Source organism: Escherichia sp. E10V10, from assembly GCF_004211985.1.
Classification (GTDB): Bacteria; Pseudomonadota; Gammaproteobacteria; order Enterobacterales; family Enterobacteriaceae; genus Escherichia.
On record NZ_RHJO01000017.1, the window covers coordinates 58,534 to 67,926 of the forward strand.

Sequence of the window (9,393 nt, forward strand, 5' to 3'; positions counted from 1 at the left end):
TTTTGTCAATTTGGTAAAACAGTTGCATCACAACAGGAGATCGCAATGACGTTACCGAGTGGACACCCGAAAAGCAGATTGATCAAAAAATTTACCGCACTAGGCCCGTATATTCGTGAAGGTAAGTGCGAAGATAATCGATTCTTTTTCGATTGTCTGGCTGTATGCGTCAACGTGAAACCCGCGCCGGAAGTGCGTGAGTTCTGGGGCTGGTGGATGGAACTGGAAGCGCAGGAATCCCGTTTTACATACAGCTATCAGTTTGGTCTGTTCGATAAAGCAGGCGACTGGACGAGTGTTCCGGTAAAAGATGCCGAAGTGGTAGAGCGGCTGGAGTATACCTTGCGTGAGTTTCACGAGAAGCTGCGTGAACTGTTGGTGACGTTGAATCTGAAACTGGAACCGGCGGATGATTTTCGTGACGAGCCGGTGAAGTTAACGGCGTGAATGAAATGTGCCGGATGCATCGCATCCGGCAATATTCATTAAAACTGATACGTCATCCCAACCGCGACAATATCATCATTGTTGATATTCAGCTTATTATCGCTATCCAGCTGATTGATTTTATAATCAACAAACGCTGACATATTTTTGTTGAAATAATACGTAGCACCGACATCGATGTAATTGACCAGATCTTCATCGCCGATGCCTTCAATATCTTTCCCTTTCGATAAGACGTAACCCAGTGATGGACGCAGACCAAAGTCGAATTGATATTGTGCGACCGCTTCAAAGTTCTGAGTTTTATTGGCAAAGCCGCCAGAGATTGGCGTCATTTTGCGTGTTTCAGAATAGAAGGTGGCCAGGTAAATATTATTGGCATCGTATTTCAGGCCTGTTGCCCATGCTTCTGCGCGCTTACCTGTGCCACGGCTTTGCTGGTTTTGCTCGTTGGTGCGATCAGAGTTGGTATAGGCCCCACTGATGGCGAAATCGCTGCCGCCGAAGTCATAGGTTAACGAGGTGCCGAAGCCATCGCCATTCTGCTTTTTCACATCGCGGTTTTCGTTTTTCCCTTGATATTGCAAGGTTAAATTCAAGCCATCGATAACGCCGAAGAAGTCGGTGTTACGATAAGTCGCCAGCCCGCTGGCGCGTTTGGTCATAAAGTTATCGGTCTGTGCGGAGGAGTCGCCACCAAATTCCGGGAACATATCGGTCCAGGCTTCCACGTCATACAACGCGCCCAGGTTACGACCATAATCGAAAGAACCCAAATCTTTATATTTCAACCCGGCAAAAGCGAGTCGCGTTTTTTGCTGTGCGGTATCACTCTCCGCTTTATTTCCGGCAAACTCTGCTTCCCAACGCCCATAACCAGTCAGTTGATCGTTAATTTGTGTTTCGCCTTTAAAACCAAAACGGATATAACTCTGGTCGCCATCTTTACTGTCATTATCACTCATATAATGCATGGCTTTAACTTTGCCATAAATATCCAGTTTATTACCGTCTTTGTTATATACTTCTGCGGCCTGTACGGATGCAGATGCCACAATGCCCATCACCACTAATGCCAGAGTGCTCTTTTTCATTTTCATTCCTGATTTTAATTAACGCGCGAATATTCTTCGGGAGAGTCCCGTCGAAAACAGGAAAGTTTTTAACGTGAAATTGTTAAAGATATATTACAGCTTAATAATATTCTTAAAATGTGCTAATTTATTAAATCTGTAATAAAAGCGTAAACAACTGCCGTTACGCTTGCTGATCCCGCGCAACAAAACGCTATGCTTTGCTCGCAGATGGTTGGCAACCGGCGACAGTCCTGCTAAAACGTTCGTTTGATATCATTTTTCCTAAAATTGAATGGCAGAGAATCATGAGTGACAGCCAGACGCTGGTGGTAAAACTCGGCACCAGTGTGCTAACAGGCGGATCGCGCCGCCTGAACCGTGCCCATATCGTTGAACTTGTTCGCCAGTGCGCGCAGTTACATGCCGCCGGGCATCGGATAGTCATTGTGACGTCGGGCGCGATTGCCGCCGGACGTGAGCACCTGGGTTACCCGGAACTGCCAGCGACTATTGCCTCAAAACAACTGCTGGCGGCGGTAGGGCAGAGTCGACTGATTCAACTGTGGGAACAGCTGTTTTCGATTTATGGCATTCACGTCGGGCAGATGCTGCTGACTCGTGCTGATATGGAAGACCGTGAACGCTTCCTGAACGCCCGCGACACCCTGCGTGCACTGCTCGATAACAACATCGTTCCAGTAATCAATGAGAACGATGCTGTCGCTACGGCAGAAATTAAAGTTGGTGACAACGACAACCTTTCTGCGCTGGCGGCGATTCTGGCGGGTGCCGATAAACTGTTGCTGCTGACCGATCAAAAAGGTTTGTATACCGCTGACCCGCGCAGCAATCCGCAGGCAGAACTGATTAAAGATGTTTATGGCATTGATGACGCACTGCGCGCGATTGCCGGTGACAGCGTTTCAGGTCTTGGAACCGGCGGCATGAGCACCAAATTGCAGGCCGCTGACGTGGCTTGCCGTGCGGGTATCGACACCATTATTGCCGCGGGCAGCAAGCCGGGCGTCATTGGTGATGTGATGGAAGGCATTTCCGTCGGTACGCTGTTCCATGCCCAGGCGACTCCGCTTGAAAACCGTAAACGCTGGATTTTCGGTGCGCCGCCGGCGGGTGAAATCACGGTAGATGAAGGGGCAACTGCCGCCATTCTGGAACGCGGCAGCTCCCTGTTGCCGAAAGGCATTAAAAGCGTGACTGGCAATTTCTCGCGTGGTGAAGTCATCCGCATTTGCAACCTCGAAGGTCGCGATATCGCCCACGGCGTCAGTCGTTATAACAGCGATGCATTACGCCGTATTGCCGGACACCACTCGCAAGAAATTGATGCAATACTGGGATATGAATACGGCCCGGTTGCCGTTCACCGTGATGACATGATTACCCGTTAAGGAGCAGGCTGATGCTGGAACAAATGGGCATTGCCGCGAAGCAAGCCTCGTATAAATTAGCGCAACTCTCCAGCCGCGAAAAAAATCGCGTGCTGGAAAAAATCGCCGATGAACTGGAAGCACAAAGCGAAAGCATCCTCAACGCTAACGCCCAGGATGTTGCTGACGCGCGTGCCAATGGCCTTAGCGAAGCGATGCTTGACCGTCTGGCACTGACGCCCGCACGGCTGAAAGGCATTGCCGACGATGTGCGCCAGGTGTGTAACCTCGCCGATCCGGTGGGGCAGGTAATCGATGGTGGCGTGCTGGACAGTGGCCTGCGTCTGGAGCGTCGTCGCGTACCGTTGGGCGTGATTGGCGTGATTTATGAAGCGCGGCCGAACGTGACGGTTGATGTCGCTTCGCTGTGCCTGAAAACGGGTAACGCGGTGATCCTGCGTGGCGGCAAAGAAACCTGTCGCACTAACGCTGCAACGGTGGCGGTGATTCAGGACGCCCTGAAATCCTGCGGTTTACCGGCAGGTGCAGTACAGGCAATTGATAATCCTGACCGCGCGTTGGTCAGTGAAATGCTGCGTATGGATAAATACATCGACATGCTGATCCCGCGCGGCGGGGCTGGTTTGCATAAACTGTGCCGCGAACAGTCGACGATCCCGGTGATCACAGGTGGTATAGGCGTATGCCATATTTACGTTGATGAAAGTGCAGAGATCGCTGAAGCCCTGAAAGTCATCGTCAACGCGAAAACTCAACGTCCGAGCACATGTAATACGGTAGAAACGTTGCTGGTGAATAAAAATATCGCCGATAGCTTCCTGCCCGCATTAAGCAAACAAATGGCGGAAAGCGGCGTGACATTACACGCAGATGCTGGCGCACTGGCGCAGTTGCAGGCAGGCCCCGCGAAGGTGGTGGCGGTTAAAGCCGAAGAGTATGACGATGAGTTTCTGTCATTAGATTTGAACGTCAAAATCGTCAGCGATCTTGACGATGCCATCGCCCATATTTGTGAACACGGCACACAACACTCCGATGCGATCCTGACCCGCGATATGCGCAACGCCCAGCGTTTTGTTAACGAAGTGGATTCGTCCGCTGTTTACGTTAACGCCTCTACGCGTTTTACCGACGGCGGCCAGTTTGGACTGGGTGCGGAAGTGGCGGTAAGCACACAAAAACTCCACGCGCGTGGCCCAATGGGGCTGGAAGCACTGACCACTTACAAGTGGATCGGCATTGGTGATTACACCATTCGTGCGTAAATAAAACCGGGTGATGCAAAAGTAGCCATTTGATTCACAAGGCCATTGACGCATCGCCCGGTTAGTTTTAACCTTGTCCACCGTGATTCACGTTCGTGAACATGTCCTTTCAGGGCCGATATAGCTCAGTTGGTAGAGCAGCGCATTCGTAATGCGAAGGTCGTAGGTTCGACTCCTATTATCGGCACCATTAAAATCAATAAGTTACACATCATTAGTACCTTCCTTATTTTTTGACTGGGACAAATTTGGGACCGATGGGTTCAGGATCGAGTCTATTTGCCGTGCGTGTTCGGTAAGGTGATTAGGTGCAAGGTGAGCATATCGACGAACCATTTCGATAGACTCCCAGCCTCCCATTTCCTGTAACACTGACAACGGGACTCCGGCTTGAACCAGCCAACTTGCCCAGGTGTGTCTCAAGTCGTGAAATCTGAAATCATCAATACCAGCCCGTCTCAGCGCCGCTTTCCAGGCTGTGTTTGCGTCATACCGCATCTTCCTTACTGTTGGCGCTTTCGTTCCGTCTGGTTTGGTACAGCTTTCCTTGTACACAAATACCCAACGGTGATGATTCCCGATTTGTTTTTTCAATACGCGACATGCAGTATCATTCAGCGCAACGCCAATTGCGCGGTTTGATTTACTCTCTTCCGGGTTTATCCATGCCACCCGGCGCTGCATATCTATTTGTTGCCATTCAAGGTTGATGATGTTCGAGCGTCTTAAGCCTGTTGCCAGTGCAAATTCAACAACAGACTTTAATGGCTCCGGACATTCATCAATCAGCTTTTGTGCTTCATGGGGCTCCAGCCAGCGGATCCGTTTATTCTTTGGTTGAGGCACTTTAATAATTGGTGCCTTATCCAGCATTTTCCATTCACGCTCTGCGGCTCTTAGTAGGGCCTTTATAAATGAAAGATGCGTAGCCTTCGTTGCAACGGACGCTGGTTTTGGCGTGTATTCTGGAACAGGTTTCCCTTTTTTTCTGCATGCTTCTGCCCTGAGTTTCCAGTTTTCCTCATGACGCCGGTTCGTCATTTTCTGCATTGCTGAATAAATTTTTGATTCAGTAATGTCTCTTAGTTGCATTCCTGCGAAATGTTGAAGCCAGAATCCGATCCGGCTTTTGTCATCGTCCAGTGATTTTTTATGTGCTTTCTCTTCAAGCCACCTGACACACGCTTCCTCGAACGTTATATCAGGTATTTCACCAAGTTTGCTGACCCGCCATGCTTCAGCCTTTAGCTTGTCATGGAGTTCTGTCGCCTGCCTTTTGTCCTTTGTTCCAAGAGACTGTTTAAATCTTTTACCGTTCGGCAATGTGAAACTGGCGTACCATATTTCACTTCTGCGGAAGAGTGACATTTTCTTTCCTCTGTTATGCCATCACCCGCGCTCACCTTGATAGTATGCAGCGGAGACTGAAGCGCCGCAATGCAGGCTTGTCGCGTTGTGAGGTAAGGAGATTTTGGTTTAGTGGGGTCTTTGCGTGTTGCCTGTAGGCGGCCTGTTCGTATCCAGTTGGTAGCGGTAGGTCTGGATATCTTGAGAAACTGACAGGCCTCATCGAGTGTGAGGCTGTATGATTCCATGGTTACCTCTGCTTTTTGAACGCATGTCACGTAACTTCTTAATGTGTTCTGCCGTTTCGATCTCTTCTGCTATCCGATCTGCATCAGCTTTATTCACAGGTTCAAAGTCATGATTAAAGCGGAACATGCTGGCGATACATGTTCTGCCTTTTCGGATGTAGTGAACTTTGTTGTGGGTAGAACGCAGGATTTTGCAGGGAGTGCCGTGGTGGTCGACGTACCAGGTGTTAGGAAAAATGATTCTGAACATTTTTACACCTCAGTTGGACGATGTTGAAATTTGCTGCTTTGAGGCCATCACAATCCCCATTGTTTGTTCTTAAGTTCGATCTCCTCCTGGCAACTTGCACAAGTCCGACACCCCTGAACGGCCAGGCGTCTTCGTTCATCTATGGGATCGCCACACTCACAACAATGAGTGGCAGATATAGCCTGGTGGTTCAGACGACGCATTTTTATTGCTGTATTGCGCTGTAATTCTTCGATTTCTGATGCTGAATCAATGATGTCTGCCATCTTCCATTAATCCCTGAATTGTTGGTTAATACACTTGAGGGTGAATGCGAATAATAAAAAAGGAGCCTGTAGCTCCCTGATGATTTTGCTTTTCATGTTCATCGCTCCTTAAAGACGCCGTTTAACATGCCGATCGCCAGGCTTAAATGAGTCGGTGTGAATCCCATCAGCGTTACCGTTTCGCGGTGCTTCTTCAGTACGCTACGGCAAATGTCATCGACGTTTTTATCCGGAAACTGCTGTCTGGCTTTTTTGATTTCAGAATTAGCCTGACGGGCAATGCTGCGAAGGGCGTTTTCCTGCTGAGGTGTCATTGAACAAGTCCCATGTCGGCAAGCATAAGCACACAGAATATGAAGCCCGCTGCCAGAAAAATGCATTCCGTGGTTGTCATGCAGCCTCCCGACGGGCAAGAATCCTTGAGCCGAACGCCATCAACTCTCCACGATCAACGGTCGTAAAGTGGCAGTGTGTACGGGGGTATGAGTGCCAGATAATGAGCATCGAGCCTTTATTATTTCCACTGACGGGTTTCCCGGTGAGTGGGTTAATAAATGCCAGTCGTCCTGCCGTGATGAATCTGACCTCACTGGCGGTTTGTATCGCTTCATGAAACCATCCGACAGATGTGTCAGCAGGCAATAACATTACACATCCCACACTACTGAATTTGTTTTCAGTGGCTGCCTTTTTCACAAAAGGGGAAATATTGCTGTATGGTGGATTCAACCAGACATAACCAGAGGCATATCCCATTGCTTCAGGCCATGAAGTGGTTAATGTGTTCTGCTCCTGTGAGATAAAAAGCCGACATAGTCGGTTTTTTTCGCTGGCTGCAGCATCAAGTTGAAAAACGAACTCTGCATTAAGCGCAGCAAAAATCTCTGGTGGTGTGCGCCAGCTGTCGCGATGTTCGGCAGGAGTATTGCTTCCGGTGAAATCAGTCATACAGCCCCCCGTTTATTATTTATCTCCTCAGCCAGCCGCTGTGCTTTCAGTGGATTTCTGATAACAGAAAGGCCGGGAAATACCCAGCCTCGCTTTGTAACGGAGTAGACGAAAGTGATCGCGCCTACCCGGATATTATCGTGAGGATGCGTCATCGCCATTGCTCCCCAAATACAAAACCAATTTCAGCCAGTGCCTCGTCCATTTTTTCGATGAACTCCGGCACCATCTCGTCAAAACTCGCCATGTACTTTTCATTCCGCTCAATCACGACATAATGCAGGCCTTCACGCTTCATGCGCGGGTCATAGTTGGCAAAGTACCAGGCATCTTTTCGCGTCACCCACATGCTGTACTGCACCTGGGCCATGTAAGCCGATTTTATTGCCTCGAAACCACCGAGCCGGAATTTCATGAAATCCCGGGAGGTAAACGGGCATTTCAGTTCAAGGCCGTTGCCGTCACTGCATAAACCATCGGGAGAGCAGGCGGTGCGCATACTTTCGTCGCGATAGATGATCGGGGATTCAGTAACATTCACGCCGGAAGTGAATTCAAACAGGGTTCTGGCGTCGTTCTCGTACTGTTTTCCCCAGGCCAGCGCCTTAGCATTAACTTCCGGAGCCACACCGGTGCAAACCTCAGCCAGCAGGGTGTGGAAGTAGGACATTTTCATGTCAGGCCACTTCTTTCCTGAGCGGGGCTTTGCTATCACGTTGTGAACTTCTGAAGCGGTGATGACGCCGAGCCGTAATTTGTGCCATGCATCATCCCCCTGTTCGACAGCTCTCACGTCGATCCCGGTACGCTGCAGGATAATGTCCGGTGTCATGCTGCCACCTTCTGCTCAGTGGCTTTCTGTTTCAGGAATCCAAGAGCTTTCACTGCTTCGGCCTGTGTCAGTTCTGACGATGCGCGAATGTCGCGGCGAAATATCTGGGAACAGAGCGGCAATAAGTCGTCATCCCATGTTTTATCCAGGGCGATCAGCAGAGTGTTAATCTCCTGCATGGTTTCATCGTTAACCGGAGTGATGTCGCGTTCCGGCTGACGTTCCGCAGTGTATGCAGTATTTTCGACAATGTGCTCGGCTTCATCCTTGTCATAGATACCAGCAAATCCGAAGGCCAGACGGGCACACTGAATCATGGCTTTATGCCGTAACATTCGTTTGGGATGCGACTGCCACGGTCCGGTGATTTCTCTGCCTTCGCGGGTTTTGAATGGTTCGCGGCGGCATTCATCCATCCATTCGGTAACGCAGATCGGATGATTACGGTCCTTGCGGTAAATCCGGCATGTACAGGATTCATTGTCCTGCTCAAAGTCCATGCCATCAAACTGCTGGTTTTCATTGATGATGCGGGACCAGCCATCAACGCCCACCACCGGAACGATGCCGTTCTGCTTATCAGGGAAGGCGTAAATTTCTTTCGTCCACGGATTAAGGCCGTACTGGTTGGCGACGATCAGCAATGCGATGAACTGCGCATCGCTGGCATCACCTTTAAATGCCGTCTGGCGAAGAGTGGTGATCAGTTCCTGCGGGTCGACAGAATCCATGCCGACACGTTCAGCCAGCTTCCCAGCCAGCGTTGCGAGTGCTGTACTCATCCGTTTTATACCTCTGAATCAATATCAACCTGGTGGTGAGCAATGGTTTCAACCATGTACCGGATGTGTTCAGCCATGCGCTCCTGAAACTCAACATCGTCATCAAATGCACGAGTAATGGCTTTTTTGCTGGCCCCGCAGCGTTGCAAATGATCGATACAGAGTGATTCAAACAGGTGCTGTGGAAGACCTTTTTCCATGTCGTCTGCCAGTTTTGCCTCTTTCTCTTCACGGGCGATCTGCTGGTAGTGACGTGCCCAGCTCTGAGCCTCAAGACGATCCTGAATGTAATAAGCGTTCATGGCTGAACTCCTGAAAATGGCTGTGAAAATATCGCCCGCGAAATGCCAGGCTGATTAGGAAAACAGGAAAGGGGGGTTAGTGATTCAGGCCGTTACCGCGTCCGTCGAGAAAAACTTCTACGAGCAAATCACGGGTATAAGTGCGCTCGATGCCGCGATGCAGATAAAGCCGTCCGCGTAAATTAGCTGATGCAGTCCAGGTGTAAGTATCCCGCATAATC

At 49.7% G+C, this 9,393-nt stretch carries 14 protein-coding genes and 1 tRNA gene; 4 read left to right on the top strand and 11 right to left on the bottom strand.

All coding sequences use genetic code 11. The features are described 5' to 3' along the window. Positions 1 to 45: 45 nt before the first annotated feature. Entirely contained in the window at positions 46 to 447 is a 402-nt protein-coding gene (crl, locus tag D9736_RS17620; RefSeq protein WP_130209675.1) for a sigma factor-binding protein Crl, read from the top strand. A 38-nt stretch (positions 448 to 485) separates the two neighbouring features. On the opposite strand, the gene phoE is transcribed toward crl, so the two are convergent. Then, on the bottom strand, positions 486 to 1,541 hold the full coding sequence (gene phoE / locus D9736_RS17625) for a phosphoporin PhoE (protein ID WP_130218396.1): 1,056 nt from the start codon (positions 1,539 to 1,541) through the stop codon (positions 486 to 488). A 287-nt stretch (positions 1,542 to 1,828) separates the two neighbouring features. Here phoE and proB point away from each other — a divergent pair, with 287 nt between their 5' ends. The 3 genes from proB to D9736_RS17640 all read left to right on the top strand — a co-directional run bounded on the left by proB (position 1,829) and on the right by D9736_RS17640 (position 4,387). Next, complete coding sequence (proB, locus tag D9736_RS17630) at positions 1,829 to 2,932, top strand: glutamate 5-kinase (RefSeq protein WP_001285288.1); 1,104 nt, start codon at positions 1,829 to 1,831, stop codon at positions 2,930 to 2,932. 11 nt (positions 2,933 to 2,943) lie between these two features. Beyond that, positions 2,944 to 4,197 carry a glutamate-5-semialdehyde dehydrogenase gene (proA, locus tag D9736_RS17635; protein WP_130258842.1) on the top strand — a complete coding sequence of 418 codons (1,254 nt, stop codon included), beginning with the start codon at positions 2,944 to 2,946 and terminating at the stop codon, positions 4,195 to 4,197. Between the two features lie 114 nt (positions 4,198 to 4,311). After that, a tRNA-Thr gene (locus D9736_RS17640) sits at positions 4,312 to 4,387 on the top strand. A 14-nt stretch (positions 4,388 to 4,401) separates the two neighbouring features. Here D9736_RS17640 and D9736_RS17645 read toward each other — a convergent pair. The 10 genes from D9736_RS17645 to D9736_RS17690 form a co-directional block, all read right to left on the bottom strand. Continuing rightward, on the bottom strand, positions 4,402 to 5,520 hold the full coding sequence (locus tag D9736_RS17645) for a site-specific integrase (protein WP_240779353.1): 1,119 nt from the start codon (positions 5,518 to 5,520) through the stop codon (positions 4,402 to 4,404). Then, a complete protein-coding gene (locus D9736_RS23620) occupies positions 5,442 to 5,792 on the bottom strand; it encodes a helix-turn-helix domain-containing protein (RefSeq protein ID WP_000446902.1) in 351 nt (116 codons plus the stop codon). Before D9736_RS23620 ends, D9736_RS17645 begins: the two co-directional genes overlap by 79 nt. Beyond that, positions 5,764 to 6,042 carry a DUF4222 domain-containing protein gene (locus tag D9736_RS17655; RefSeq protein ID WP_000488407.1) on the bottom strand — a complete coding sequence of 93 codons (279 nt, stop codon included), beginning with the start codon at positions 6,040 to 6,042 and terminating at the stop codon, positions 5,764 to 5,766. The genes D9736_RS23620 and D9736_RS17655 overlap by 29 nt, the downstream gene beginning before the upstream one ends. A 47-nt stretch (positions 6,043 to 6,089) precedes the next feature. Then, positions 6,090 to 6,308, bottom strand: a complete 219-nt coding sequence (locus D9736_RS17660; protein WP_000763364.1) for a TraR/DksA family transcriptional regulator — start codon at positions 6,306 to 6,308, stop codon at positions 6,090 to 6,092. Positions 6,309 to 6,406: 98 nt separating this feature from the next. Next, positions 6,407 to 6,622, bottom strand: a complete 216-nt coding sequence (locus D9736_RS17665) for a hypothetical protein (RefSeq protein WP_000188870.1) — start codon at positions 6,620 to 6,622, stop codon at positions 6,407 to 6,409. A 76-nt stretch (positions 6,623 to 6,698) separates the two neighbouring features. Further along, entirely contained in the window at positions 6,699 to 7,256 is a 558-nt protein-coding gene (locus D9736_RS17670; RefSeq protein ID WP_130258844.1) for a phage N-6-adenine-methyltransferase, read from the bottom strand. Continuing rightward, a complete protein-coding gene (locus D9736_RS17675) occupies positions 7,253 to 7,411 on the bottom strand; it encodes a DUF1317 family protein (RefSeq protein ID WP_002431455.1) in 159 nt (52 codons plus the stop codon). Before D9736_RS17675 ends, D9736_RS17670 begins: the two co-directional genes overlap by 4 nt. Beyond that, positions 7,408 to 8,088 (bottom strand): lambda exonuclease family protein, encoded by a 681-nt coding sequence (locus D9736_RS17680; protein ID WP_000186835.1) that lies wholly within the window; start codon positions 8,086 to 8,088, stop codon positions 7,408 to 7,410. The genes D9736_RS17675 and D9736_RS17680 overlap by 4 nt, the downstream gene beginning before the upstream one ends. Beyond that, positions 8,085 to 8,870 carry a phage recombination protein Bet gene (gene bet / locus D9736_RS17685; RefSeq protein WP_001761647.1) on the bottom strand — a complete coding sequence of 262 codons (786 nt, stop codon included), beginning with the start codon at positions 8,868 to 8,870 and terminating at the stop codon, positions 8,085 to 8,087. The genes D9736_RS17680 and bet overlap by 4 nt, the downstream gene beginning before the upstream one ends. Positions 8,871 to 8,875: 5 nt before the next feature. Next, complete coding sequence (locus D9736_RS17690; protein WP_130258845.1) at positions 8,876 to 9,172, bottom strand: host-nuclease inhibitor Gam family protein; 297 nt, start codon at positions 9,170 to 9,172, stop codon at positions 8,876 to 8,878. Positions 9,173 to 9,393 lie beyond the last annotated feature (221 nt).

What these genes read in the sequence shown, in the direction of transcription:
- phoE (WP_130218396.1), bottom strand. Translation starts at nt 1,541, where the DNA reads ATGAAAAAGAGCACTCTGGCATTAGTGGTGATGGGCATTGTGGCATCT.
- proB (WP_001285288.1), top strand. Translation starts at nt 1,829, where the DNA reads ATGAGTGACAGCCAGACGCTGGTGGTAAAACTCGGCACCAGTGTGCTA.
- D9736_RS17660 (WP_000763364.1), bottom strand. Translation starts at nt 6,308, where the DNA reads ATGGCAGACATCATTGATTCAGCATCAGAAATCGAAGAATTACAGCGC.
- D9736_RS23620 (WP_000446902.1), bottom strand. Translation starts at nt 5,792, where the DNA reads ATGGAATCATACAGCCTCACACTCGATGAGGCCTGTCAGTTTCTCAAG.
- D9736_RS17680 (WP_000186835.1), bottom strand. Translation starts at nt 8,088, where the DNA reads ATGACACCGGACATTATCCTGCAGCGTACCGGGATCGACGTGAGAGCT.
- D9736_RS17665 (WP_000188870.1), bottom strand. Translation starts at nt 6,622, where the DNA reads ATGACACCTCAGCAGGAAAACGCCCTTCGCAGCATTGCCCGTCAGGCT.
- D9736_RS17690 (WP_130258845.1), bottom strand. Translation starts at nt 9,172, where the DNA reads ATGAACGCTTATTACATTCAGGATCGTCTTGAGGCTCAGAGCTGGGCA.
- D9736_RS17675 (WP_002431455.1), bottom strand. Translation starts at nt 7,411, where the DNA reads ATGACGCATCCTCACGATAATATCCGGGTAGGCGCGATCACTTTCGTC.
- crl (WP_130209675.1), top strand. Translation starts at nt 46, where the DNA reads ATGACGTTACCGAGTGGACACCCGAAAAGCAGATTGATCAAAAAATTT.
- D9736_RS17670 (WP_130258844.1), bottom strand. Translation starts at nt 7,256, where the DNA reads ATGACTGATTTCACCGGAAGCAATACTCCTGCCGAACATCGCGACAGC.
- bet (WP_001761647.1), bottom strand. Translation starts at nt 8,870, where the DNA reads ATGAGTACAGCACTCGCAACGCTGGCTGGGAAGCTGGCTGAACGTGTC.
- proA (WP_130258842.1), top strand. Translation starts at nt 2,944, where the DNA reads ATGCTGGAACAAATGGGCATTGCCGCGAAGCAAGCCTCGTATAAATTA.
- D9736_RS17655 (WP_000488407.1), bottom strand. Translation starts at nt 6,042, where the DNA reads ATGTTCAGAATCATTTTTCCTAACACCTGGTACGTCGACCACCACGGC.